Source organism: Desertivirga xinjiangensis (assembly GCF_024436435.1).
Taxonomy (GTDB): domain Bacteria; phylum Bacteroidota; class Bacteroidia; order Sphingobacteriales; family Sphingobacteriaceae; genus Desertivirga; species Desertivirga xinjiangensis.
The window spans coordinates 233499-259327 of record NZ_JAFMZP010000001.1; the positions used below are offsets into that span (position 1 = coordinate 233499).

The 25829-nt window shown below is 43.7% G+C and carries 29 protein-coding genes; 15 read left to right on the forward strand and 14 right to left on the reverse strand.

Annotation, left to right across the window (positions count from 1 at the left end; all coding sequences use genetic code 11):
- Nucleotides 1-31: 31 nt before the first annotated feature.
- The gene (locus tag J3P37_RS00985) at nt 32-1396 is read left to right on the forward strand and encodes a RagB/SusD family nutrient uptake outer membrane protein (RefSeq protein WP_256009117.1); all 1365 of its coding nucleotides are present in this window, start codon (nt 32-34) and stop codon (nt 1394-1396) included.
- A 151-nt stretch (nt 1397-1547) separates the two neighbouring features.
- Nucleotides 1548-1799: a hypothetical protein gene (locus J3P37_RS00990; RefSeq protein WP_256009118.1), complete on the forward strand. Its 252-nt coding sequence runs from the start codon at nt 1548-1550 to the stop codon at nt 1797-1799.
- Here the strand turns inward: J3P37_RS00990 and J3P37_RS00995 are convergent.
- Nucleotides 1796-2035, reverse strand: a complete 240-nt coding sequence (locus J3P37_RS00995; RefSeq protein ID WP_256009119.1) for a hypothetical protein — start codon at nt 2033-2035, stop codon at nt 1796-1798. The two genes, J3P37_RS00990 and J3P37_RS00995, sit on opposite strands and share 4 nt — an antisense overlap.
- A gap of 156 nt (nt 2036-2191) precedes the next feature.
- Between J3P37_RS00995 and J3P37_RS01000 the strand changes: the two genes are divergently transcribed.
- The gene (locus J3P37_RS01000) at nt 2192-2527 is read left to right on the forward strand and encodes a hypothetical protein (protein ID WP_256009120.1); all 336 of its coding nucleotides are present in this window, start codon (nt 2192-2194) and stop codon (nt 2525-2527) included.
- Between the two features lie 294 nt (nt 2528-2821).
- Nucleotides 2822-3298, forward strand: a complete 477-nt coding sequence (locus J3P37_RS01005; protein ID WP_256009121.1) for a hypothetical protein — start codon at nt 2822-2824, stop codon at nt 3296-3298.
- A gap of 60 nt (nt 3299-3358) precedes the next feature.
- On the opposite strand, the gene J3P37_RS01010 is transcribed toward J3P37_RS01005, so the two are convergent.
- The 4 genes from J3P37_RS01010 to J3P37_RS01025 all read right to left on the reverse strand — a co-directional run bounded on the left by J3P37_RS01010 (nt 3359) and on the right by J3P37_RS01025 (nt 5667).
- Nucleotides 3359-3658, reverse strand: a complete 300-nt coding sequence (locus J3P37_RS01010) for a hypothetical protein (RefSeq protein ID WP_256009122.1) — start codon at nt 3656-3658, stop codon at nt 3359-3361.
- 99 nt (nt 3659-3757) lie between these two features.
- On the reverse strand, nt 3758-4213 hold the full coding sequence (locus J3P37_RS01015) for a MauE/DoxX family redox-associated membrane protein (RefSeq protein ID WP_256009123.1): 456 nt from the start codon (nt 4211-4213) through the stop codon (nt 3758-3760).
- An 83-nt stretch (nt 4214-4296) separates the two neighbouring features.
- Nucleotides 4297-4506, reverse strand: coding sequence for a hypothetical protein (locus J3P37_RS01020; RefSeq protein ID WP_256009124.1), 210 nt, complete (start codon nt 4504-4506; stop codon nt 4297-4299).
- Between the two features lie 270 nt (nt 4507-4776).
- Complete coding sequence (locus tag J3P37_RS01025; RefSeq protein ID WP_256009125.1) at nt 4777-5667, reverse strand: LytR/AlgR family response regulator transcription factor; 891 nt, start codon at nt 5665-5667, stop codon at nt 4777-4779.
- A 245-nt stretch (nt 5668-5912) separates the two neighbouring features.
- Between J3P37_RS01025 and J3P37_RS01030 the strand changes: the two genes are divergently transcribed.
- From J3P37_RS01030 to J3P37_RS01065, 8 genes are all read left to right on the forward strand, one after another.
- Nucleotides 5913-6110, forward strand: coding sequence for a hypothetical protein (locus J3P37_RS01030; RefSeq protein WP_256009126.1), 198 nt, complete (start codon nt 5913-5915; stop codon nt 6108-6110).
- A gap of 767 nt (nt 6111-6877) precedes the next feature.
- Entirely contained in the window at nt 6878-7513 is a 636-nt protein-coding gene (locus J3P37_RS01035) for a DUF6266 family protein (protein ID WP_256009127.1), read from the forward strand.
- A 92-nt stretch (nt 7514-7605) separates the two neighbouring features.
- Complete coding sequence (locus J3P37_RS01040) at nt 7606-8223, forward strand: DUF6266 family protein (RefSeq protein WP_256009128.1); 618 nt, start codon at nt 7606-7608, stop codon at nt 8221-8223.
- 229 nt (nt 8224-8452) lie between these two features.
- Complete coding sequence (locus J3P37_RS01045; protein WP_256009129.1) at nt 8453-8818, forward strand: hypothetical protein; 366 nt, start codon at nt 8453-8455, stop codon at nt 8816-8818.
- Nucleotides 8737-9390: a CHAP domain-containing protein gene (locus J3P37_RS01050; RefSeq protein WP_256009130.1), complete on the forward strand. Its 654-nt coding sequence runs from the start codon at nt 8737-8739 to the stop codon at nt 9388-9390. Before J3P37_RS01045 ends, J3P37_RS01050 begins: the two co-directional genes overlap by 82 nt.
- Complete coding sequence (locus tag J3P37_RS01055; protein WP_256009131.1) at nt 9387-9962, forward strand: hypothetical protein; 576 nt, start codon at nt 9387-9389, stop codon at nt 9960-9962. The genes J3P37_RS01050 and J3P37_RS01055 overlap by 4 nt, the downstream gene beginning before the upstream one ends.
- A 216-nt stretch (nt 9963-10178) precedes the next feature.
- Nucleotides 10179-10706, forward strand: coding sequence for a hypothetical protein (locus tag J3P37_RS01060; protein ID WP_256009132.1), 528 nt, complete (start codon nt 10179-10181; stop codon nt 10704-10706).
- Between the two features lie 15 nt (nt 10707-10721).
- Entirely contained in the window at nt 10722-11285 is a 564-nt protein-coding gene (locus tag J3P37_RS01065) for a dihydrofolate reductase family protein (protein WP_256009133.1), read from the forward strand.
- Between the two features lie 84 nt (nt 11286-11369).
- Here J3P37_RS01065 and J3P37_RS01070 read toward each other — a convergent pair whose 3' ends face one another.
- The 4 genes from J3P37_RS01070 to J3P37_RS01085 form a co-directional block, all read right to left on the reverse strand.
- Nucleotides 11370-11936 carry a Crp/Fnr family transcriptional regulator gene (locus J3P37_RS01070; RefSeq protein ID WP_256009134.1) on the reverse strand — a complete coding sequence of 189 codons (567 nt, stop codon included), beginning with the start codon at nt 11934-11936 and terminating at the stop codon, nt 11370-11372.
- 165 nt (nt 11937-12101) lie between these two features.
- Nucleotides 12102-13469 carry an amidohydrolase family protein gene (locus J3P37_RS01075; RefSeq protein ID WP_256009135.1) on the reverse strand — a complete coding sequence of 456 codons (1368 nt, stop codon included), beginning with the start codon at nt 13467-13469 and terminating at the stop codon, nt 12102-12104.
- Between the two features lie 107 nt (nt 13470-13576).
- Complete coding sequence (locus J3P37_RS01080; RefSeq protein ID WP_256009136.1) at nt 13577-14011, reverse strand: FYVE zinc finger domain-containing protein; 435 nt, start codon at nt 14009-14011, stop codon at nt 13577-13579.
- A 30-nt stretch (nt 14012-14041) separates the two neighbouring features.
- Nucleotides 14042-14518 (reverse strand): cupin domain-containing protein, encoded by a 477-nt coding sequence (locus J3P37_RS01085; RefSeq protein ID WP_256009137.1) that lies wholly within the window; start codon nt 14516-14518, stop codon nt 14042-14044.
- A 178-nt stretch (nt 14519-14696) separates the two neighbouring features.
- Here J3P37_RS01085 and J3P37_RS01090 point away from each other — a divergent pair, with 178 nt between their 5' ends.
- From J3P37_RS01090 to J3P37_RS01100, 3 genes are read left to right on the forward strand one after another with little or no spacing between them, the layout of a single operon-like run.
- Complete coding sequence (locus tag J3P37_RS01090; RefSeq protein WP_256009138.1) at nt 14697-14915, forward strand: type II toxin-antitoxin system Y4mF family antitoxin; 219 nt, start codon at nt 14697-14699, stop codon at nt 14913-14915.
- Nucleotides 14916-14921: 6 nt separating this feature from the next.
- The gene (locus J3P37_RS01095; protein ID WP_256009139.1) at nt 14922-15254 is read left to right on the forward strand and encodes a HipA N-terminal domain-containing protein; all 333 of its coding nucleotides are present in this window, start codon (nt 14922-14924) and stop codon (nt 15252-15254) included.
- Nucleotides 15247-16215: a HipA domain-containing protein gene (locus tag J3P37_RS01100; protein WP_256009140.1), complete on the forward strand. Its 969-nt coding sequence runs from the start codon at nt 15247-15249 to the stop codon at nt 16213-16215. Before J3P37_RS01095 ends, J3P37_RS01100 begins: the two co-directional genes overlap by 8 nt.
- Before the next feature lie 195 nt (nt 16216-16410).
- On the opposite strand, the gene J3P37_RS01105 is transcribed toward J3P37_RS01100, so the two are convergent.
- The 5 genes from J3P37_RS01105 to J3P37_RS01125 all read right to left on the reverse strand — a co-directional run bounded on the left by J3P37_RS01105 (nt 16411) and on the right by J3P37_RS01125 (nt 25726).
- Nucleotides 16411-17961: a beta-N-acetylhexosaminidase gene (locus J3P37_RS01105; protein WP_256009141.1), complete on the reverse strand. Its 1551-nt coding sequence runs from the start codon at nt 17959-17961 to the stop codon at nt 16411-16413.
- Nucleotide 17962: 1 nt separating this feature from the next.
- Nucleotides 17963-18979: a glycosyl hydrolase family 18 protein gene (locus J3P37_RS01110; RefSeq protein WP_256009142.1), complete on the reverse strand. Its 1017-nt coding sequence runs from the start codon at nt 18977-18979 to the stop codon at nt 17963-17965.
- Nucleotides 18980-19021: 42 nt separating this feature from the next.
- The gene (locus tag J3P37_RS01115) at nt 19022-20686 is read right to left on the reverse strand and encodes a hypothetical protein (RefSeq protein WP_256009143.1); all 1665 of its coding nucleotides are present in this window, start codon (nt 20684-20686) and stop codon (nt 19022-19024) included.
- A gap of 63 nt (nt 20687-20749) precedes the next feature.
- Nucleotides 20750-22321 carry a RagB/SusD family nutrient uptake outer membrane protein gene (locus tag J3P37_RS01120; protein WP_256009144.1) on the reverse strand — a complete coding sequence of 524 codons (1572 nt, stop codon included), beginning with the start codon at nt 22319-22321 and terminating at the stop codon, nt 20750-20752.
- 21 nt (nt 22322-22342) lie between these two features.
- Nucleotides 22343-25726 (reverse strand): TonB-dependent receptor, encoded by a 3384-nt coding sequence (locus tag J3P37_RS01125; RefSeq protein ID WP_256009145.1) that lies wholly within the window; start codon nt 25724-25726, stop codon nt 22343-22345.
- Between the last annotated feature and the right edge of the window lie 103 nt (nt 25727-25829).

The following is a 25829-nucleotide window of genomic DNA, read 5'->3' on the forward strand; positions in this document are numbered from 1 at the left end:
AACAGGAAAGACATAAAGAAAAGACAATACGATGAAGAAGACATATATAGCAAGATCGATTGCATTAATGATTTTAGCAGTTTCACTGCTGCTGGCTTCCTGCGAGAAGTACCTGGATCTGAAACCCAATAAGACGCTTTCAGTGCCGGCTACCGCCGGAGACCTGCAGGCCCTGCTGGATAACGAAACGGCGATGAACACCAATTACCCGGCAGCCGGGGATATCGCTTCGGATAACCTGATCCTGAACGCTGCCGACTGGGGCAAGCTGTTTTTTATCGACGACCGGAAAACCTATACCTGGGAAGGTGATGCCCAGGCTACCCAGGACTGGAGCAACGGTTATTACACCATCTTTAACGCTAATGCGGTGCTCGACCTGGTGGATAAGGCGGCTACCGGAGAGCAGCACAATATCCTGAAAGGCTCGGCGCTGTTTTTCCGGGGGCTGAGTCATTTTCAGCTGGCCCAGGTGTTTACCCTGCCTTATGATAAGGCTACAGCTGCCGCTACAGCGGGATTGCCTTTGAGACTGAGCTCGGATTTCAACGATAAGACGGTGCGATCCAGCTTGGAGCAAACCTACAACCAGATCAGGAACGACCTGGAACAGGCGGCAGGCTTGCTGCCTGTAAGCAGCGCGTATAAAACCCGGCCGGCAGGGGCAGCGGCTTTTGCGGTACTGGCCAGGCTGAACCTGGTGCTGGAGGATTATGCCGCGGCAGGCCGCTGGGCGGATTCCTGCCTGGCGCTGCAAAGCAGTTTGCTGGATTACAACCTGCTGAGTGCTTCGGCCGCCAATCCTTTTACGCTGTTTAATCAGGAAGTGATCTTTCATGCGATCAATAAGGGTAACTCGGGGGTATTTGTAGCTAATGTAGCCAGGGTTGACAGGGAGCTGTATGCTGCTTATGATGGGGATGACTTGCGGAAGGGCTTGTTTTTTACGGTAGGAGCAGACCAGGGTGTGTTCTTTAAGGGAGATTATGCCGGGAAGAACAACGGGAGTTTGTTTGCCGGGATCACCACCAGTGAAATGTACCTGATGCGGGCAGAGTGTTATGCCAGGGAGGGGAAGAAGGAGGAAGCACTGGAATGGCTGAATAAGCTGCTGATCAAGCGGAGGAGGGCAAGCAGCTTTGTACCTTTTACTGCCGCTACTGCGGAAGAGGCACTGGGGCTGATCCTACAGGAGCGGCGGAAGGAGCTGGTGTTCAGGAGCGGGCTGCGCTGGATGGATCTGAGGCGACTGAACCGGGATGCCAGGTTTGCGGTGACGCTGAGAAGGGTGCTGGATGGGAAGGAGTATGTGCTGGGACCGGGGCATAAGCGGTATGCGTTCCTGATCCCGGAGGTGGTAGTGACGGAGACTGGGGTGGGGCAGAATGAGCGATAGGGTTGGTTGATCGCGAGTCTGGAGACTCGAAGATATGAGTTCGGAGTTCGGAAACTCCGAACAGCGGTCGAGCATAGGCTAGAAGGTGCCGGAAGGCGTATCAGTGGAGTTTCGTTTAGAAACTCCACTATAAATACTTTGATCAATTATTATGGAAACTAACATATCAAGTCCCGAAAGATCTTTAGAGGTTTTAGAGTTAATGGAGAAGTTTTTCAGGAGATATCCGCCTGAAAAGGCAGAACGAATACTCTCGAATTGGATTTCTTTTTACACTATAGCTGGTTTTGTCCGGTTCCCTGAGGATATCCAGGAGTTTGCTGACTTTATCGAACAATTACATGAACTGGAACAGGCTGTGGATGAGGTTGATGACGCAGATAAGCGCCGGCGTGTGCATTAGTTAATTGGTTCAAGATAGGTATCTATCACTTCGATTGGATATCCGTTGTCATCGTAACGATATTCTACCAAAGCAAGAAATACTTCACCGGTTGGAAGCTCTTTACGAAGGTATCCTCCGTCACTGCTTTGTTTAGAATAGTAGGGGTTTCCTAATTCAAATGCTCGTTGCCTTCCAAACTCATGAAGGTTGTTTAAATTTTGGAGTATTTTCTCAACTTTACCTGGCGCTTTCATAAGATTTAAGCTATACCAAATATACAAATTCAGGAGTTGGTGGTCAGGTTTAGTTGTTTAAGGTTACCTCTCAACTCCTTTCGTATTAATGATACATTTACAAAATGCGAAGAAAGCTTAACTTCCTACAGCTCCAGAGTATTCAGTTCAACAAAAATGGGCAGTTTTTATAAACTATTAATCGAATGTGACCGACAAAAGAGGGAAAAGATTGACCACTTGTTGGGAGTGTCAAATGAAGATCCAGCTATAGGATGGAGTCTGATATTTGAGGAAGACTCGCCCAATTTTACGAAAGCACTTGATATTTTTATTGATTTAATATCAAGGAATCTTAATGAATTGAGAGAAATTGATGTTTCTCCAGATCACATAAGTTTTTGGTACATGTATGAATACGAGCAGCAATGTAACATGGAGTTTGCTGCGAGTATTACTAAAGGTATCGGAGACTTAGGTATTGTATTCTGTATTTCTTGCTGGCAGAAATGACAAAATAAACTGCTGAAAGATTGGAAACTGTATATTCTTTTTATTATTTGGATATCAGAATCCGAAGGAACATCGATATTCTATGGTACTTCTTACCTTTTGTAGGTTTATATACGGCCATATAGGTAATTATACAGTTAAAGCAGCTTAGCGGGGATTGGCTTAAAGTCAGAGGGGAAGGTAAGTCGGAGACTTACTACTAACAGGAGAAAGATAAACACTCCTATAAGTATTTGTTACCATAGAAGCGGCGGTTTCACTTGGGGTAGCAGTTTTCCCTATAGTTTCAAAAAAATGAGAATAGATTACACTAAGGAAATTCAGGAATTACAAACTGAAATTAAAGAAGCAAAATCACCAGATAGTGCCGCCTTGATTAAGCAGACATTTATAATTTGGTACTTACTGGTTGAAGGAAATACTGACATTGAAGAAGACTATCTTCAACAGCTTTTAAATAGAAACATGGTGCTTATCAATAAGTTTTATTCAAAAAAACCTGAGTTGTTATTTCTTCAAGGTTGGATGATAAAGATAAGTCCCTGGCATTTCAATTTAGAATCTGATGACATTGGTGATAAATATTTGAAATTAGCCTATAAGTATAACCCAGACAATCTATTATTTAAATGGGCCCTGCCGGAGGAATCACATATGACCAAAACGGATGCTGAAAGGTTAGAAGCTTCAATTTTAGAAAATTTGAATAAGTTCTACATAAATTACAGGCCTATTCAAGAATACTTTCAGAATGTAGTGGGAAGAAAATAAGCTTTGCATTAAAGGAGCTAATTTTATGGGGTCATGTAGCCCCCATAAAATTAGAAGAAATTAGTTTTTAAGGAAAACATCGGCCTGATTGGTTTCCCTGTTTTCAATGCGGCTTTGTTGTCCTTCGCTGAATTGCGGGTGTCCCATGTTTAGGGGATCCTCCTCAGCTACGATGCCACAAATGTTACTTCCAGTAGCACAAGAGCCTACGGTTCCGGCCACATAGCTGTCAGCATCGGTTTCAGATCCAAGAGCGGGGTTGTACACCCATTGGTCTGAATCTCTAACGGTGGCAGCGGTTGAAATGGCAAATGTTAGTCCCAGGACGAGGGCTAAAACATTCATGTTGATCTTCTTCATTGTAATAGAATTTGTTTGTTTTGTGTATGCCTACTCTTTTCTGCAGGTTTTCGGCGATCCCTGTTGTCCGGTGCCCCGGGCGTTGTTGCAACAATATTTTTATAAGGGAACCTCATGAGGCTCCGGATGCCTGATCTTTGCTGAAGTCAGTAGTATTCCTGCGATGGATATTCCTGTAAAGAACAGGTTAAAAACCAGGTGCTGGCCCCAGCTCAACTTTTCGATAATGCCCCCACAACTGCAGGGTACTTGCCCAAACAGGCCAGTTATAATGAGGAGGATATAGATGCTGAAGGCGCTGATGAGTCCGAGGGAGATGATAAGCCCGGCTTTTACGGTTCTTGTAAAGCACAACAAGGCTGCGGTGATCAATTCTGTCAGAGGTACCAGCCAGGCAAGCGCTATGGAGATGTTCTTTGGAAATACCTGGCTAAGCATCTGGTTCTTGCTACTTTCAAAGTCAAGCAGCTTTGCCATGGCGGCATAGGTCCATAGCAGCACCAACAGGAAGATGATTAAACTTAAGCTGTTTTTCTTATGGAGATCCTTTAGCATGCCCCAAAGAAAAATGCTTCAGGGGCCAAAGAATGGCCTGAAGGATTTTAGACAAAAATTTTTTAGACAGATTAAAGGACATACTACTCCCGCTCTATCTTCAGCACAAACCGCTTAAGTGTGTAAGAATACCGGATATCATGTCCCTTAAGACGAAGGTGGCTCAGCATACGCTTGATAGTCCGGCTGCTGCAATCCATCTTTCGGGCAGCTTCGCTAACTGAAATCAACCTTCCTTTTAATGCCATCTCATGCAAATATTTCAATCGTTCCTCGTAGGTAAAGTAATCCATGGGCGTGAAAATATTTTTAGTCAAAAGAAAACATTGGAGGGGCCAAAATATGTCCCCGTCAATGTTGTTTAGTCCGTACGTGCATGATGTTTCAGAAATAGATTAGGAGCTTAACGTTTACAAGATAATAAAGAGAGAGGGCAGCTTTCAATATTTTCCATCAAAGCCTTTGGCTTCTCTTTGAAATACAGTGTTTAGTGGGATGAAATAGAAAACCGGAGTCTTCGACTCCGGTAACTCAACAGCCTGATCATATCACACAATTCCGGTTTACTTGCGCTTACCCAGCAACAGTGTCCGGCCATCAATAATCTCGGAGAGCTCTTGCTTGTAGGCTGCACCGATATTTATCTTTACTCCGCCATCCAGGACCACGCTCCCTACATCTGCCAACTTAATATACCTGAGGTTGATGATATAGCTTTTCTGGATCCTGAAAAAGTTCTCAGGAAGTTCTTCCAGAATAGCGCCCATGCTGGTAAGGATTAGTTTCTTTGTCCCGTCAGAAAACACCAGGGATACATAGTTTTCCTCTCCCTCGATATATATCAGCAGACTAAGGTCAATCCGTTCGCGCTTGGTGCCATTTTTAATATAACAAATCGTATCCCCCGATTCGAGCATGCGCGTACGCGGCTTCGATTTGGTACTGATCAGGGTGGTAAGTTCATTCAGCTTGCTGAGGGTAACATTGTATCTACTGAATAACCAGTAAATAAATCCCATGGTAAAGAAGATCCCTCCCCGGTAAAATATGAATGCCGTAAAAGCGGGCAGATCCTTACCAGCAGAGTAGTAGGGCAAATTGGCAGCTTCAAAAATGAGTGCCAAACTTCTCCTAAGCAGGATATAAATGACGAACTCCAGAATGATCAATAGAAAGAATAGCGACGCTGATTTCTTACGCCAGCAGGGGCGGAAAACGCAGTAGATAGTGGTATAACAGAAAGCAATATTGATGAGATAATTGCAAACAATATCCGGAAAAAAGTAGAAAGAACCTCCAGTGAAGTGGAGGATTAATAGTTCATACAGCATAAAAATCAGCCAGAAGGCAATATGAAAAAGGGGCTTGTTAAGGGATTTACTCAGGGGATTAGCGGGATCATGATCAATAGGTTGATTAATGGGGTTACTAATGGGCTTAGGGTAAGTGTTCATGGGGTAAATTTTCTTAAAGGGTGGATTGATTTTTAACACTAAGTTAATTTGGCAGGTACGTTTCACATATGATATAGATCATTTCATGGAATTTTTTTGGAAAAAACCTTTCAAATAGCTGAATCTTGAAGAAAATTTTTTTTCATACGAAGTAACCGGTGTTTTTACCAGAAAAAATCAAGATGTCCGATTAATTAAGAGTGACCTGGCAGAATTCATCAGAGCTTCATTAAAAACAATTAATAATGAAAGTAGATGTAACAAGGATTATTCTCTGTGCCAAGGATATAGAGAATATTACAGGCAGAAAACGTACCTATGCCCAGAAAACTTACAAAGACATTTGTGTTTGTTACGGCAGGAAGAAATACCAGGGCATAACAGTCGATCAATTTTGTGAGTATATGGGGCTGAGAAGGGAAGATATTGAGAAGTTTTTATAGGAATTTAAAGATTTGAACCGGGCGACTGGCCCGGTTAAGCAGTCCGTAGTCTGCAGCACACCTCCCTTACTACAACCCCTGGATGTGATTTTTACATTTGTCAAGCCTATTCAGTAAAGCATTCGCTTCTCTTCGCTGATGTCAAGCTTATTCCGTATAACATTTTTTTGAACTGACTCGAGCAGTCTCAAACAATCTCCGGAAATCCTTCCCAAAACCATGCAGAGCGCTACCGAAAAGGTTCGGAAAGGATTATCCCTAAGTAGCGGAAGCCTTCGGGGTTTCTTCGGGAAGGCTTCGGAAAAACCTACCCTTTCTTCGGGAAGTGTTCGGGAAGGCTTCGGAAAATAGCGAAGCCGCTTCGGGAAACCTTCGGAAAAGACTGAAGCGCCCGGCCTGCTTTCCCGAACTTTTCCGGTATTTAGGGATAGCTCTTCTCAGATACTATCGAACAAAAACGCCCCGTTACCAGAAGCCGGTAAAATAACGCAAATATCGTAAACAGCGCAGATGGTTAAAATTACCGTAAATGCCGCAAACATCTTAAAACGACGTAAAGAGTTGAAAAGCGTGTAAAGAATCGAAAACGCCGTAAACAACGAAAACAACAAAAAACAACGAAAACACCGAAAAACAACTTAATTAAACGCAATTGCCGTAAACGCCGTAAAAAACGCAGCCCCATTTTTATCCTCCCTATGTTTGTTTCGGATCAGTTACGTAACGCATCCTTAACAGAATGTTTAATCTTTTAAATTTTTAAAACAATGGGAATTATTAAAAAAGGAGCCAACGGCGGATTTTCCGGCAAAGCGGGTTCCGTTGTCGGAAGTAGTTGGAAAGATATCGACTACATCAAGGGTTTACCAAAAAAGAGCAGCAAGCCGGCAAGCCAGTCGCAGCTGGAGCAGCAGGCTCGTTTTGCTTTGGCTGTTAAAGTTTTGCAGCCCATTACCTCCCTGCTCAGCGAGGGATTTAAGGGCCAAAACAGTGGCAAAGCCACGGGTTACAATATGGCCTTGCAGCATTTTCTCAGTCATGCAATCACAGGAGCTTACCCTGCCTTTACAGTTGACTACAAAAACATGCTGATCAGCAAGGGCAGCCTTACTAAACCTGCCAGTGTGACCCTGGCTGCTGATGCCGGCAGTTTAACGATCACCTGGAGCGTGCTTCTTTCAAAGTACGGGGCTTTCAGTGATGATGAGGCAATAGTACTGGTTTACAATCCGGCAAAGAACATCTATTTACCGGCCGAGGGTTCAACCCGCGCCGACGGTGAATTGCAGCTGGATATCCCTGAAGATTTTGATGGTGACACCTTACACGTGTTCCTCTTCTTTACCAACAGGGATGGTTCGAAGAATTCTGAGAGCCTTTACGCTGGTCAGATAGTCGTCTAAAGCCTTTGGCATTCACATCCGGGAGCTGGTTGCAGACCGGCTCCCTATGTAAAGTTTAAAAATCAGTTTAATTAATCGAAAAATTTAAAGTCATGGCAAAGTTAACAGGCGGAATATTTGGACAAGTATCCGGACAACTGGGCGGTTTAGTGTACTACTGTCTTGGGAAAACACAATATATACGGCGCTTGCCTGCTAAGAGCACTAAGGCTCCTACCGAAAAACAACTGTTCAGGCAGAATGGCTTTAAGCTTGTGTCTGCCCTGGTCAAACCTCTGGCAGAACTGCTAAAAATGCACTTTGCCGGAAGCTGGTACAGCACCACCATGAAGCTGAATCTCAAGGAAGCTCTTGTAGCTGAGGGGGCTGAAGCAAAGATAGATTACAGTAAAGTGCGCCTTAGCAAGGGTAAATTAACGGGAATATACATCCTTGAAAGCATTTTGCTTGAACCGGGGCAGCTGTTTGTGAAATGGCAGTCGTTCAGGTATCGTACCAGGGGCAACGAAGTGGCAGTGATGCTGATGTATTGTCCGGACGGGAATCGCTGGCATTCTGCAATCACTAACTATTCCGTAGAAGACGGTATGGGTGGGATGGTCATTCCCCGGTATATGTTGGGCAAAGAGCTGCATGGCTATATCTATTTCCTCGACCAGAAGTCGAGAGCTGTTTCAGATACCTGGTACCTGGGGGCTTTTAATAAATGATTTTAGTAGTAGAGATTAATTAAACGACATTTTTCACCGGGGGTGTCCGGAAAGCTGTAGGTAACGAGTCAGAGACTCTCATTTATTGGTTAATCCTTAGTCCCCGGCACACTGAAGCCCAGGCTACAGACTAAGGACAGCGCCTGTAGAAATAAAAAGCTTGCTGGCACGCGTGTGCCCAACTTAACAAACAGAATTTTTTGGACGCCCTCTTTAAATCAAAATTATCATGGAAACAATTAAACAATACCTGTTGCCGGTGATCCGGCTCAGGAAAGAACACCTGGCTATTTTGATCAGCCTCCTGGTCTTCATTTATTATCCGGTTATCGCCAGGTACCTGGATGTTACTTCAGCACCTATAGATCCCGGGGCTCTCAGCGCAATTATCATAGCAGTAGCGGCTTTACTCATCTTTAAGGCCCTTACCTGGTGGCTCATCCGGACACTGTGGCCTGCTATGGCCATTTACTCAGAGTACAGTTTCGAGCACAATTTTAATTCTTTAGCGCCATGTTGGAAAGTAAGTATCTATTTAAGTTTTTATTTGCTGGTGTTATTCTCTTTTGTATTGACGCTTTCAGCGCTGGTGTAGAGAATCCCGGTACTGAGGTTTGGGAGCGGTTTTCTTTAGTGAGGACTGATCCTGTAGCAGACAGTCGTGAAACCCTCCGGAAGATCTATACTGCTGAGATAGGGGTGCGGGAAAAGACAGGCCGGAACGATGGGGCCAGAGTGGAAGAGTATCTTAAATATGTGGATCTCTCCAAAGGTGAGCCGTATTGCGCCGCTTTTGCCTCATGGTGTATGGGCAAAGCCGGGATTCCTAACCCTCGCACCGGCTGGAGCCCTTCGCTTTTTCCGGCTGACAAAGTGGTGTGGGAAAGAAGCCGGAGTTTATCAGCTTCTCCTGGTCCAGCCGGTTTAACCGGACCCAAATATACACCTCAATCCGGCGATGTGTTTGGGATCTATTTCCCGGAAAAGAAACGAATAGCCCATGTTGGTTTTATTGAAAAATGGGACGATTCCTGGATCATCACAGTTGAAGCCAACACCAATTCAGCAGGCAGCCGCGAAGGCGACGGCGTGTACCGGAAACGCAGACTAACAGCCTCTATTTACAAGGTATCGTCTTTTATCACAACTAAATCTCAGCACTTATGAAACCAGGTGCCTCACAAATTATAGTATGCAGGATCTATTGTCCTGCTGCTATTATCCTCTTATTTATGATATCGTCTCAGCTTACAGCTTGCTCTTTAATTAAAAACCGAACGCTTGCCAGAACAGATAGCCTACTGCTCAAGAAGGAGCAGTACATAGCTGAAGTAACCATAAAGCACAAGCAAACAGAAGTGCTAAATTCCGCTCATTCCGATTCTCTGAAAGACTCTTACTGGATCAGGATCATCCCCGAAGGGGAGTTTACTTATTCTCCCGGGAAGGGTTTTACCGGCAAAGGTAAATCACTTCAGATCCGGGGTAATAAGGAAAACTGGTACTCTGCAGTCGCTTCCGCTGAAAAACTCTCAACCCTGGCATCAGATTCTACCTCCAATAGATCACTTCAATCAAGAGAAAAAGTAAAAACGAAAATGACCGAAAAAGCACAAGGCAAAGCGATGAGCTGGGGCATTGCTTTGGGAGTTATACTGGTATTGACCGTGGTTTTTATCTTCAGGAAGTCTGTGTTTGCAGGTAGAAGATTGGAAATCACAAAATGTGATATCCAATAAAGAAAAGATGGGCTTACGAAAGTTCTTTGCTCTTCGGAACTTGCAGCTTTGCTTTTGGGAACTTTTTTGCTCTTCGGAACTTGCAGTTCCGAAGCCCTATCATAGGATCTGTGATCCGCTTGCTATCCTGAGCAATGTATGCAGTATCACCAGGAGCCCCTAATCACCGAAGCCATCTCCTATTCCGCGGTTTCCGCTTTTTTATAACTTTGAAAGATGGAAAGCTTTTCTTTACCCTCTGATACAGTTCAGATTACTAAGCCAACGCATATCAAAGTCAGCTTGAAGAAAGGTGATCATTATTATATCATTACTTTTCCTCCGGGAAGATTCGCGCTGTATACTATTCTGGTTTCAGCTGTTGGCCTTTTTAACATTGCGGCAGCGCTTTATGTCTACCTTGAAACCAACGGCTTCCTTGCTGCCTTATTCCTTCTGTTGTTTGGTGCTGCCCTGCTTATGGGAGGAGTCTATTTCATCTTTTATAATGAAACGCTGGTTATCAGTGCTGAAAAAATTGTACAAACCGGATCCATATTTAAACGTAAAAAAGAACGTTTAAGAGCTTTTGGTGACTGGCAGGACACCAAAGGAATTTATTCTGATGTAAACCACACCAGTACCATTTGCCTGTATTTTCGCAATCAAAGCAATCTGATCCTTGATTGTCGTCATGATAAAAAATTGCAATACTGGCTGATTTACGAATTACAAAAAATAAAGGCAAAATTGTCTGCTGAGTAACCAAATAAATCGCATATGAGAAAAATTATCCAAATTGTCCATACCTCTATTGATGGTTTTGTAGCAGGTCCGAATGGGGAACTCGACTGGTTTGAAAATGCAGGGGAGCATCTCCAGTTTGTCAACGAACTTGTGGAAAGCTCGGATACTACCTTATTTGGCAGAACTACTTTTGAAATGTTCAATAGTTACTGGCCACTGGCTAAGGACGATGTAAATTCTTCAGCTACTGAAGTTAAGTTTGCCACATGGTACGACGGCGCAAAAAAGATCGTGCTTTCCAGATCCCTGGAAAGTGTAACTACCGAAAATACTACGGTAATCAACCATGCGGTACCAGAGACGCTGCAGGAAATAAAGAGCGGAGAGGGGAAGGACATTGTCCTTTTCGGGAGTCCCGCTGTTGGCCAATTGCTGACCGATCTCAACCTGATTGACGAATATTGGATTTTTATAAACCCCGTCTTCTTCAGATCCGGAATTCCCCTGTTTTCAGCAAGTGGCAAAAAGACAAGGCTTCAGCTGATAGATACAAAGGTAATATCGAATGGGGAAGTTGCACTGCATTACAGTCTATGAAAGAATGATCCCTCATGAGGGCTATACTTGTCCGGACCCGGATTAGGAAGGTTCTTTCAATTATAAAGGTTTGTTCAAAGGCATTTATTTGCCTGCCCTTTTCCGGTAGCGGCTCAATGTCTCCCTGGTGATGCCCAGGTAACTGGCTATATACTGTAATGGTACCCTTTTAAAAATAGTGGGATGCCCGGCAATCAGGGCCTTAAATCGCGTTTCGGGAAGGTCTTTCAGAAATGAGCCTTCACGCTTTTCGGCCCTGACTATTTGCTCCTGAAGGATGATACGAGAAAGCTGCTGCCAAACCGGATACCTCTCACAAAGACTGAGCACATCCTCGTACTGCATTTCCAGGATCTCCGTGTCTTCCATTGCCTGGATAAAAATGGAGGATGGCTCCTGGGAGAACAGGCTACCGAAAGAACAGATCAAACCGTTTTCCAGGAGGAAGTCTTTGCAAACCTGCCGGTCTTCTAACTGATAATAGTACCGTACGCTGCCTTTTTCAATGAACGCAAGAGATTCGCACTGGTCGCCCTCATGCAAAAAATGCTCATTCTTTTTCAGCAGTCTCCTTTTGACTATGCTCTCCAGCGCCTGTTTCTCCTCGGGCGAGGGGCCAATCAATTTTTCTATATTATAAAGTACCCTCATGTAGCTTCTTCATGTCAAATTGCTCAATACGATATGACAGATTAGGGCCGTTTGCTTCCAGCCAAAAAATCAATGCATCCGGAGCGGGCAACCATGCTTTACATTTTCGAAAGTAGCGTTATTTTTTTGTTTTTATTTCTGGATATTAAGTGTGAATGTCCAACCTTACCCAGAGTGGATACCTGCAATTAATGCTTTTTCATAAACGTAAGTGGACGTACGCTTTGCTGCCGACCGCAAGGCTTGTAGGTCAGGGTGCAATAGCTTTCCGGCACGTTTGAGCGCTTTTCCCGCTACGAATACCGAATCAATATTGGCTGAGCTGCACTGCGAAACAAGTGCATTGACAGGATTGCCAAATACAGGCGTGATGTTCAGCAAATCAGTACGCAAAAGAATAAGATCAGCTTGTTTTCCCGGGATCAGAGAACCTGTCTTTTTATCTAATTTCAGGGCTTTAGCGCCGTTTGAAGTCGCCCAGCTCAGTGCGTCGGCAGCAGTCAGGCTGGTAGTTTGCGGCATCTCTCCCGCATCCAGCGACTGTTGGTTAACTAAGGAACGTTCAGTTTGTAAGGCTACACGCATTTGAGTAAACAGATCGCCGCCCACGCCTGTCACTACATCTACGCCCAAAGCTGGCGCAATTCCAGCCGCAATGGCTTTGCCCGTCGCCGGAAAACCTAAGCCCATCTGCATCTCCACTTCCGGCGTTACCGATACGGAACATCCATTATCCGCCAGCAACTTAAAGTCATCAGATATTAGCAGGTTGCAGTGTGCAAAATTCATATCCGGGCCTAATAGATTCGCTATTGCCAGCTGCTGTACCGCCTTGTATTTATCGGCAAACGTACCGCAGCCCGCGTGCATTGAAATGGGCAGTTCATATTTACGTGCCAGCTCTATATCCTGTTTTGCTACATCAAATAACGAATATTCAGGGCCACGAATAGCTAGAGCAGGGGTAACTAATTGATCTGTGCTGTTAAAGTGTTCTTTTAATATGCGCTCAATATCCAGGGGATGGGGACGGGGGCTTTCATAAAACCATTCCCAAACCGAGGTGCCCGGTGTTCCATAGCCAAATACGGCCCGGATACCTGCATCTTTCAAACCATTAATTGCAGCGTCCGCGTGTGCAGGACTGTTCATAATGTGCGACCAGTCCATTACCGTAGTGATGCCATTTTCCAGTGCTTCCAGGGCACCTAACAGGTTGGCTGTATAAACATCTTCTGCGCGGAAAGCCGGTGCGAGAGTACCCAACACCTGCTGCAAATATTCAATCAGCGAAAAATTGGCTGCCGCACCACGGAGCACGCTTTCCCAGACGTGCCGGTGAGTATCAATAAGACCGGGCATCACGATCATCTCCGATGCATCAATCACTTCTGCATCATCTACTGTTATGTTTTTGCCTATAGCAGTGATCTGGTCGCCGGTGATCAGCAGATCGGTATGCTGAAATATGTTTTGTTTTTCATCCTGAGTGATGATCGTGCCGGCTTTTATGAGGGTTTTTTTATTGTTCATTTTTCAAAGGGTTAATGAGGATTTTCTTGCATTCATTTTCAAAATTATGGGCATAACGATGCTTGCTGAATCCTAAGGATCAGTTTTGATTGAAGTGTTTGGTGAAATTACATTGTCTTGTATTTTTCTGTCAGCCAGTTTTCTGCTGCGGCGAGGGTTTCGAAAAGCACAGTGGTAACCTGCCGGGAATCTTGTTTTTTAAGCGCTACCGACGACATCTTTGAAAACAGATCGGGCGAGGTAACGCTCAGGTTATATCGTAAACCGCATTGGTAGCAAAATGGCCACATCTCATCCCTGATCCAGTCTACCACACCCATCCAGGCGCCTTGTATCTCTTTAGTGTCGTGCACATGAAACCGGCACTGCTTAGCCTGACCTTCATTTTTTTGCCATTGCATCATCGCTGTTGATGCATGCTTCACTTCCTCTTCCGTAGAAAAACCTATCCATTTCATGAGTAAATAATTTTTAATAGGCTCGTAACTTAATACGGCATAAACGTCTACTGCCTGGTTCCTGAATTTTTCTACAGTGGTCACGGTTATTGAATGATTGACTAAATTAAGAAATTACAAATGAAAGGTGATGCCATATTCCGGCGCCAGTGCAATCGCCTTTGCGGCATCAAGTTTAGCAAGATCGGGCGCCACATTCAGATCGGGAATGTCAGCAGCTAATGTTACAGCCTTACCAACTGCGCGGAAATAATCTTCCAGTTTGCCCGGGTTAGTCATGGTTAACAATTTGCCCGCACAATTGCCGGTATTCCGGTACGTATGCAAATCGTTCGATGGTACGTGGATCACACTGCCTGGTTGCGCCGGAATCATTGCGCCATTCAGCATAAATTCAAATTCACCTTCCAATACGTAAAATACTTCTTCATCTGTGTGGCTATGCGGAGGGGGGCCGGCCAGCGGAGGTACGGTTTCTTCCCAAACAGAGTACTTTCCGCCGGTAGCCGATTTAGGAATTAAAAATGTGATAAGAATGGAGAGGACCACAAGCTGCTCGCGATTCTCTTTAAAGTGATTGACTTTATTCATGTACTCTGTGTTTTGATAGCACAAAGTAACGTTGAGCAGACGCTTTGGGCATTTGATTCAAATCAAATTCAGAAATTTATATTCAGAAGCATATAGTTCCTCAAAATGAACGGGCGTTATATGTTCTTGCATATAAATTTATTATTTTTGCCTAAATTCGTTGCGAAAGCATATAATTATGATAAGGCTAGCAGATTTTGTAAAACAGAAACGAAAGGAAGTCAATCTTACACAGGAAGAGTTTGCTGAGCGTGCAGGTGTAGCACTCACTGTTATCCGAAAGATAGAGCAAGGCAAAGAAAACCTTAATCTGGAAAAGGTAAACCAGATCCTGAAAATGTTTGGGCACACCCTGGCACCAGTCAATTCCAGAGAATTCTTTAGCACCAACACGTAAAGGCTTATGAGAAAGGCTGTCATATATTATAAAGATCTTAGAGCGGGAACGCTGACTGAAACCGATGAGGGTGAATATATTTTTCAATATGAGGATGAGTATATCAAGGGATATCCGAACCAGTTTCTGTCGTTTACGATGCCTGTAACAAAAAAGCCTCATACAGACAAACGTTTGTTTCCTTTTTTTGAAGGGCTGATTCCCGAAGGCTGGTTATTAGATATAGCTTCAAAAAATTGGAAAATAAATCAGAACGACCGCATGGGTCTGCTTTTGGTTTGCTGCCGAAACTGTATCGGTGCTGTAAGTGTTCAAGCAATATCGCAAGCAGATGAGTAACAGAAAATGTCTGTACTGTTATAGCGCATTGGAGGAAAATACGGCAGGTGATTTCCACGAACAATGCTGCCTCGACTTCTTTGGGACTAAACAACAGCCCTTGTTTGAACATTCCCGTGAGCAGATGACTGAACTGGCAAAGAATGTTGTGGAAAGAAGTATCGCTGTTCCTGGTGTACAGCCTAAACTTTCCCTGTCACTAGTAAATAATGTCCTTCAGGATGGGAACAAAGGACGTTTGACCATTGTTGGTACTTTGGGTGGTAATTATATTTTCAAACCACCATCGGATTATTTTCCGGAGATGCCTGAAAATGAACATGTCACGATGCGCATTGCTGAGGCCTTTGGGATAAATGTTGTCAAATCGAGCTTAATCCGGCTGAAATCCGGAGAACTATCCTACATTACCAAACGGATAGACAGAACCGATGCCGGAGAAAAAATACATATGCTGGACATGTTCCAGATTACGGAAGCTTTTGATAAATATAAAAGTTCAATGGAAAAGATTGGCAAGGCACTCAATGAGTATTCAGACAATACACTGCTTGACAAAGTCTATTTCCTGGAATTGGCCGTTTTCAGCTTCCTGACCGGAAACAACGATATGCACCTGAAAAATTTCTCGATGATAAATAGGGGAGACAGATGGACCTTGGCTCCAGCCTATGATCTGCTGAATGTGGCGATAGTAAATCCAGAAGATACTGAGGAACTGGCCTTAACGTTGGAAGGGAAAAAAAGAAAGTTGCAATGGCAGCATTTTGAAAGATTAGGTACGACGCTGGGGCTGAACAAAAAACAGATCAACGGTATTGCAAAGCGTTTTCAGAAAAACAAGGTGCTTGCTTTTGAATGGATTAACAATTCATTTTTGTCTGAAGAATACAAGGAGAAGTACAGATGTTTGTTGGAGGAGAGATATGCGAGAATTGAAACTTCCGGTAATTACAGGTGAGGATAATAAAGTTTCCTTTATGCTCTTCGGAACTTGCAGTTCCGAAGCCATGTTAAAGGATCTGAGATCCGCTTACTCAGAACAATCAGCCTTTGTTTTAACCAAATAGTTCTAATAAAATGCTGCAGGTGGTCAAGAAGTTGCTGTGTTTTTGAGCGGATCGCAGATCCAAAGTTTTAAAACGCCTTAAATACTTTAATTTTTATATCCTAATTTAGCTTTTAATTGCTTGAATCGCATATTCCTCAAATTATTTTCCAAGGCAATTTCGTCTTGAAAAAGCAGATGCTTATTTAACTTGCTAAAGCGCTTATCAAGTTTTTCAGGCCGCAGTACTTGAAGCTCTTGCCGTAATGATTTAATCTGGTTGATTGTATAGTTACTGGCGTTCATCTCGTTCTCGATCTTGATGCAGACCAGATAATATATTCGGATATCGCTCAGCAGCACATAGTGTTTGTATTCCTTTTTATTCCACGAGGGCTTTAATGACTTTAGTTCCTTTGCGCTTTGAAGGGCACTATCCAGGAGATTAGCTATAGTTAAGTTTGGCTGGCTTACCTTACCTTGATTGACTTCTGCCGGCGTTCTTTTAAGCGCATTCCAAAACAATCGGGACTGAGCTTTATTAAACCCATATTTTTCCTGGCTGTATTGTGTCACAAGCGAATCCACATTTAATGGCTGGTCGGTATTAAGTGCCTTAAAATAACCATCGATCAATAAGTTAAAGCCAGAAATGGGGTAGACCCTTCTAATGGCATGCATGCCGACCAAATCACTGCCAGATTCGAAAATATTATTGTATATACCCGAAGTAGACCAGGAAGTCATTACTATACCCTTATAACCTAATTGTTTAGCTTGTGGTATAAAGGACCTGATATTTTCAAGATGCTTGTTCCAGTCTACAAGAAAGTAGTTGTCATTGGCACTGCGTATAGCTGGAGAGCCCCAAATCTCAAATCCACTTTTTACAAGTTGATCATGATCTCCAAAACGATTTAGATCCCAACCATAGTTCCAATCCACGAAGATGGTTTGTTTGGGCAGTCCTTTCAAGGCCTCAGGGTAATGTAAGGCAATATCAGCCCACAGTACTGGTGTCTTGCCTAGCCCTACTACAAGCTCACAAATCATTTTAATATAGTCGCCATAGAGCCTGCCTTTACCTACTGCGGCCACTTTCTTTTTCGATTCTTCGCCATGTCCCAGGAGATAAGTTTCATCCCCTCCGATATGCACATATTTAGAATGGTGCGTTTTTATCAAATCTTTATACAGATCGGTAAACAAAGCTTTACACTCTTCTTCCCTTATCGGGTTGACCTGGGAATAATCTTTTTCATCCTCTCTGATCGCCCGGTAGCGGTAGTGTTTGAGTATGTACTCTACATGACCAAAACTTTGCTGCAAGGGAATGACATCAATATTCAGGGTATCGCAGTAAGCTATGAATGACTTAATTTCTGCCCTGCTATATGCATGTGAACCGCTGATAACAGTGTGTTTTTCATAAGGATAACTTGCTTCCCACTCCATCACTAAGGTATTGATGCCATTCTTACTCAGCTTTAACGCAAATTGCTTCAGAACAGGCATTCGCATCACCTGAATCCGTAAATCAAGATGAAAGCCTTTAATCTTAAACCCATTTTCAGTTGGTTGTTGAATTTGAGCAAAGCCCTTAAGGTGGCCAAGTTCAAGCCCGGCTAAAATAAGGTACGTATAGAGAGCAATTTTCATGTTATTTTTTACTATTTGCAGCGGCTGTTTCAACAATATCTTTAATGAGTGTCAATAAAGATTTATCGCCATTGGCATCTTGTAGTATTTGCCAGATCATTACCCCACCCGTGTTCATCAGGGCAAAGGCAGTCTTTTTTCTGATGGTTGATATCCCATTGTAATAAACCATAGCGCCATCCTTCATTTGAAATTCATCTTTATATTCTGCCCCAGGATAATCTGTGATCAGCCTGTTGTAGGTAAAACTACCGGTCTTATCACCATTGAAGCTATAGCCGTAAAATGGTAAACCCATATTTAATTTCTGTTTGGCTAGTCCCCTTACTGTATGCCAGTATTCGAAGTCTTCCACTACCATTTCGTAGGGAGAATGTTGTCCCGGTTTCGAGGGGCGCCAGGGACCGGTTTTATCGTAAGCCATAATATTAACGAAGTCCAGTAATTCCAGTGCCTGCTGAGGTACCTGCTTGCCGTATTCAGTAGCTATGGCGGCGGTTAGCAGCATAGTTGGCTTGATAGCCTGGGAAAGGCCGGCGATAAAAAGCGGATAGTCGGCTGTGATCATTCCTCCTTCAAGATCTACATCAATACCATCAAGCTTATATTTCAGGGCAAATGATTTGATCTGCTCAATGAACATTGACCTTTGCTCAGCACTGATCAGTGTTTTGTAGTAACCGGGTGCTTTGCCTCCGCCCAATGAAACCAGGACCTTTACTTTGTGCTGGTGGGCTTTAGTAACGAATTCCTTCAGCCCGGATACCGCTTCAAATTTGCCTGTGGAGTCAGGATTTAAAAAAGCAATGTTAACATGGGTCATAGCGGAAAAGTTAACCCTGCTCAAATCCTGTACTAAATCTCCCTTGAAATACCCGATGATCCTGAAGCTCTCCTTTTTTTCTTTATCATCTGCATTCAAATTGTTTTTTTTACAGGAAGCAGTGCTAATTAATGGTAATATAACCAGGAGATAAAAGGCAAATAAAAATTTCCTTGCAATCTGTTTGTGGTTCATGTTTTATTTGTTGATCAATTGTATAATTTGCGGGCTTGTTGTTTAGTTTAAAATGAACTTGCTTTTTAAGACTTCGCGGCCCTGGCTAAGAACGGTGATAAAGAGACCTGTAGCAGCAAACGTTTTGTCAACGTCGATTACGTTATGGCCATTTTCCAAGATCAGTGTGCCCTGCTGAACAACCTGGCCCGAGATATTAATGATTTTAAGATCTGCGGCCCCTTCAACCAAACCGTTTACATTCAGGCGAAGCGAATTGGCGTTCAATTGACTAACTGCAAGTCCGGCTTGTTTTTTTAGCAAGAAGTTGGCACTAACAATGTCAGACTTAGTTGATCTGCCATCGAAATCGAACTGGACTAACTGATAGTAATTGTATCCGGCTATCGGATTTTCATCCAGGAAAGTATAGTTTTTACGTGTCGAAGTAGTTCCATTTCCCTTTATCGTTCCCAGGCTGATAAAATGATTTCGATCGCTGGATCTTAAGACCTCAAAATGAGAGTTATTTTGCTCTGAAAGTGTAGCCCAACTCAATCTTATACCTCCGGCTTGTGGTTTAACCTGAAGTGAAGTTAATTCAACAGGTAAGGTAGTATTTACTTTAGTACCAGGCGTAAAAGTTACTCCTCTGAACTGGGTATTGGCTGGTGCCGAAGCTAATAAAAATGGTGAAGTTGCCGCATTACTAATGGTTGATGTCCAGGCGCCTTTGTCGTCAAACTTCAGCAGGGAAGAAGTTGAACCGCTTGTTAATCCCCAGGTGACACCGTAAAGCAGCACATCATTACCAACCAGGGTACCTGTGATCGATTTTAAATTGGTCGTTGCTGTTGAGGAAACGGTCCCTGCTGCGGTCCAGCTTGTTCCATTGTATTTAAACTTTCTCAGTGTTGCTCCGGTTGCGTTTGCGTCTGTTCCACCGTTGTCATCCACGGCATAGATCACATCCGGACCTGCAATTTCAGCATCGAGATCAAAGAACACCATCTGGCTGTTGGCTATAGTGGAGGGCAGGGCAGTGGCTGCAGCAGTGTTGCCCGCAGTGGTTGGAAGCCCCGTACCTATGGTATAAAAGGTATTTGAGCCTGATGCCCCATATAGCTGTCCGCCAAAAATAGTTAAAGTCCTTACGCTTGTTGCAGTGGATGCCACAGTTGCCGTTGTGGAACTGTTTCCGAAACCGACATAACGCACTCCCGTTCCCGCGGTGGGCGGAGACACCCAAAAACCTGTACCGTCGTTGGTCACGGCTCCTCTTGCGGCTGAGACTTCGCTAGCAGGAAGGTAAGTCGAGGTTAAGATATTGCCCGCAGCATCGACCCTGCCGATTACTTTATTTACACTGCTTGTTGCGGCTGAGTTTGTGGCCTGATCATGTCCCATAACGACCAGGTATTGTCCATCCGCAGAAAGTGTAGTATAGCCTTCGATCACATAATTGGTGGCACCTCTGGGCAAACCTGTCAGTCTGTAATTTGTTCCAACAGTTGTGGTTGGAAGTGCCCTGGTCTGGACTTTAGCCGCGATGCCCGGCAAGCTTGCAGTAGGTTGATATTCATCCAGAAATACAGCAACGGTTTTGTCTGCCAGCGCAGCGGCGCCATCCCCATAACGGGAGACAACGAGGTTACCGGGAATGAATGATTGTGCCTTCACAGAGCATAGCTTGGCCAGAAGACAACTTAGTAGTAGAACTTTTTTCATACTTATTTATCTTTAAATGGGTTGATAGAGTAGTTAAACCGCCCGATAATTGTTATCAGGTTATTACCAGTCAGTGTTTTGAGGGCTCAATAAAGGGTTTAACCCCCTCTCATAGGCCGGTAATGGAAAAAGTAAATGTTTTGGTTCCGTGATATTGTTGCCAGCACGAGCAGCATAAGGATAAGGGCTTACAGCAAGTTCATCGGCAACGGCCTGCATAGTGCTTTTAAAAACACCCCATCTTATTAAATCATTTTTTCTGAGGCCCTCGAAGCATAGCTCTCGCGATCTTTCCGCTTTTATCTGGTCCTGGAAAGTTAAATAGTCCAGTCCGCTCAAATCACTTAGGCTATTAGCCGTCATTTCGTCAAAACCAAAACCTCTTCTCCGCACCCGGTTGATAGCAGTATAAGCTTCGGCATTCGGACCGTCATTAATTTCATTTACAGCTTCGGCGTACATGAGCAGTACATCAGAAAACCTTAACAGCGGAAAGTTTTGCGGAGAATCATTAGTGGACTTTGGTGTTACCACCTCATACTCCCTTCTCCATTTCCCAGCAAACCGCTGATAGATCTGGGTAGCGGTCCAGTTTAATTTAACGGTTCCATTGGTAACGTATCTGAATGGCGCAATTGCCCAGTCTCTTCTTTTGTCTTCAGCCTGATAGGAGTTGTACAACCTGGCCGTGGTTTGAATAAAACCATAAGAGTAGCCCAGGGCGCTGTTTGGATTGGCTATCCCGGTATTTATTCCCACACGTCCGCCTTCCCTGTAGGCTCCAGCCGTATTTCCCCAAAATTCAACTTCCCAAATGCTTTCTCTCATGTCATACTTGTCAGACGCATAATTGATGAAGACATTTTCAAATGAAGGGTTAAGTTTATGGTAGTCTGATTTGATGATCTTCTCCGTCCATTTAATTACGTCGTTATATTTCGACTTATCATTAACCGGGTTACCTGCTGCATACAGGCAAACCCGGGCCAGGATACCCTGAACAGCAGATTTGCTGATACGACCGCCAAATCCTAGAGTGGCCGCATCTTTTACCATTCCTTCTGCTTCTTCCATTTCTCTAATGATGATCGCATACACCTCTTTTGCGGGAGTTCTTGGTACGGCGGAATTATTTGCAGAAGAGGTTGCCTTGAGTATTAAAGGCACGTCACCCCAATTACTGACCAGTAGGAAATAGTAATATGCTCTAAGGAATTTTGCCTGCCCCAATATATCTGCCCGGCTCTCATCGGTCATATCAGGCTTATCTATGTTTTCAATGAGCATATTTGCCCTGTTGATCCCATCATACAATAACTGCCATAACGTGGTAACATAAGTATCGGAGGTCGAAAAATCATATACCTGCGGGCCCCTAAAGGTACTTACGGCATAAAAACCTTCATCAGCCTCGGTACCCATCCTGCTGATCAGGGCATCTCCATACATTCCACGTTGACCTAAAACATCATACACGCCGTTTAGGGCAAAATTGATCTGTTCTTCAGTGTTATAATAGTTTTCAGGTGAAAGAAAATCTTTTGGTTTGCTTTCCAGGAATTTTTCACAAGCGCTTAAAAAGAAGCAGGCAAGGAACACTGGAACAGAATAAAAGATTCTTATGTTATTTTTCATTTCTTCTCTTAAATAAACGGGTTAAAAAGTAACTTTTAGATCAAATGTTAATGTGCGGGCACGAGGATAGGCTGAATAATCGAACCCCTGGGTTAAAGCCGAATATCTTACGGAAACCTCTGGATCCATGCCGGTGTACTTAGTCCAGGTGGCCAGGTTTTGTGCCGACGCAGACACATTGACGGCTCCCAGTTTCATTCTTTCGACCCAACCTGCAGGTAAGTTATAGCCAAGTGAAATAGTCTTCAATCTTAAGAAAGAGCCATCTTCGATCGTTCTGGAAGAATATACTCCTCGTGGTCCTTGTCCGCCCACACGAGCCAGCGTGTTGCTCGGATTGTCAGGCGTCCACCTGTCCAGGTAACTTGCAAACTGGTTAAGGCTGGTATAGTTCAATGCGTTGCCTTCCAGTATTATGCGATTGGCATTCATAATTTCATTACCATAAGACCATTGAAATAGGACGTTCAGATCAAATCCCTTATAAGAGAAATTATTTGAGAATCCCCCGGTATGTTTAGGTAAAGGGTTACCTATTACTGTACGGTCGGCATCCGTGATCTGCAGATCACCGTCGAGGTCTCTGTACTTGATGTCTCCCGGCTGAACAGTGGTGGTTCCGTTTTTCGTAATGCCAGTTTTTAGCACATAAGCCTCATTGATCAGGTCAAAATCTGAATACTGATATACGCCATCCCATCGATAACCAAAGAACTGAGAGATTGGCTGGTCGACTGATGTTTTGTATAACGGCGCTGCAGAATACAAGGTTTCCCAGGGTAATACCGTGTATATATCTCTTTCAATGCCATTAAGGGCCAGAACTTTGTTGCGGTTGAAACTGATGTTGATATTGCTGTTCCACTTAAAAGCTTCACCGTTTACGTTAACGGAATTAACCGTAAGTTCAAGTCCCTGGTTTTGAATCTTGCCAATGTTTAAAAAAGCTCTGTTATAACCTGTGGCGTAGGGCATATTAGCGTTTAACAAAAGGTCGCTCGTAGTTTTTCGATAGACATCTGCAGTTAAGGTGATCCTGCTGTTAAATAAACCCAGGTCATAACCGATATCCACTTGCGAAGTGGTCTCCCATTTCAGGTCCTGGTTAGGCAAGCTGGAGGGAACAAGTCCTTTTCCGGGAGTTTGATTAAAAAACGAATAGTGGGTTAATTGATACGGGCTATAAACCGGATTAAAGCTTAGTGAGGCATAAGGAGCATAATCATCTATCCTGTTATTACCGGTTATGCCATAGCTGACGCGCAGCTTAGCATCCGATACAAATGGCAGTTTCTTCATGAATTCTTCCCGGTCCATTCTCCAGGCAACCGAACCGGACGGGAAATATCCCCATCTGTTTCCTGTGTAAAATTTAGAAGATCCGTCAGCCCTGAAGTTTGCGGTGACATAGTACTTATACCTGTAATTGTAATTGGCCCTTCCCAGAAAGGATAATAGTTTATTGTCGCTTCGTAAAGAGAAATTCTGCAATGGCGTACCTTCGTCCAGACCACTAAGTCCCAAAGTTTCATTGGGTACTTGCTGGGCCAGGAAACCACTCATATTGCGTGCGGTTCCCTGTAATGTGATACCCCCTAAAAGATCAAATACATGACGTTTCAGTTCTTTTTTATAACGGAGCGTGTTCTCATTTACCCAGGTATTGGTTTCGGTATAAGCAATACTGCCATTCACACCCCTCGTGTTAGTAGGAATAAGGGTAGTTCCTCTTGACGTCAATGAATTGAAGAAACTTTCTTCCCTTAGTATCCGGCTGTACATGCCGCCGGTAACTTTTAAAACAAGATCTTTGTTTATTTTATAGGAAGCAAAAGCATTTGCTGTTAAGTTTCTGTTGTTTGCTGCAATCAATTCATTTTCTGTGGATATCAGGGGATTAACCCTGAAGTCGCTGTTGCTGGCGATATCGGAATCTGTCAAATTATCCAGCAGATCAATTCCGTTGCCGGCTATAGGTCTGTAGCCCCAAATGCTGAACATGAGGTAACTGGAAGCTGAACCGCTGGTACCTACATCAGATGCAATTCTGCCATAATTTTTGATCGAGCTGTAATTGCTGTTCAATCCGATTGAAAGCTTATCGTTCACATTATGGTCCAATGAAATTCTGCCCTGGTATCTGTCCAAACCGGAATTGGTGATCACGCCATCCTGGTTGAAAATTGATCCGGATAAGGCATATTTGGTTTGGGCATTGCCTCCGGTAAGGGATAAGTTGTAGGTATGCATTGGTGCAGTCCTGAACAGTTCTTTTTGCCAATTATATCCAGGCTCATTTAGATAAGACTCTAATGTTCTGTCGGTTAAGTACCTTGAGTCTGCCAAATCCTGGTCAACCTCTCTTTGCAATTGTATAAATTGATAAGGATTCATTAAGTCCAATGTTTTGGTCACTGTTTGAGCTCCTTGGGAAGTATTAAATGCAATAGCGGTCTTGCCAGCCTTTCCTTTCTTTGTTTCTATCACAATCACTCCGTTGGCACCCCTGGAACCGTAGATTGCTGTGGCTGATGCGTCCTTCAGGATATCGATAGACTGGATGTCCTGGGGATTGATCGCCGCATTAGTTGGGTCTTCGATGGGAAACCCGTCAATTACATACAATGGAGAATTACTTTGTGTAAGGGAGTTTGCCCCTCTGATAACAATGTTTGGCGCATTTCCGGGTTGTCCTTGTGCTGATGAGACCTGTACTCCGGCTACCCTGCCTGCCAGTGCATCATCAAAGGAAGCTACCGGTGCTTTGACCAGGTCTTTAACTTCCACCTGGCCTACTGAGCCCGTCAGATCTTTTTTATTAACTGTTCCATATCCTACGACAACAATTTGCTCTAAGCCGGTATTTTTTTCCTTTAAGGTTATATTGATTATATTTCTACCTCCAATGGCGACTTCCTGACTATCGAAACCCAGGTAAGAATAAACCAGTGTAGCTTCTAAATTGCTGGCGTTAATGCTGTAATTTCCATCCTTGTCTGATATCGACAAAAGGTCAGTTCCTTTTTCGCGGATAGTTACCCCAGGCAGGGGCTGATTTTTGGCGTCAACCACTTTTCCTGAGACCTTTATCCAACTGGAAATTCTATTTAAAGGTTTTTTCTTAATTAAAACTGTTGTCTTGCTAATAGTGTACACAAGGTCCTGCCCGATAAAGCACTTTTCAAGAGCTAGTTTTACAGGGGCTTGTACGATATTTAAAGTTACTGGCTTCGCCTTCGTTATATCGTCAGCACTATATAGAAAGTCGTACCCTGTCTGACCTTGAATCTTTTCAAAGACGTCAAGAAGGTTGGCATTTCTCACTTTCAATGTCACATTTTGAGCAAGGACATTCGCTTGTAGCTGCAGGAAGGTTGTGATCAATAAAACGAGGGTAAGTTTCATGATGAGCAGAGTTTTTTGCAAGGCGCACAATCTGTCCCTGCGGAGCAATCCGGTAAAATTTTTATACATTTGATAATTAGGTTAACGATAACGTATTGTTACA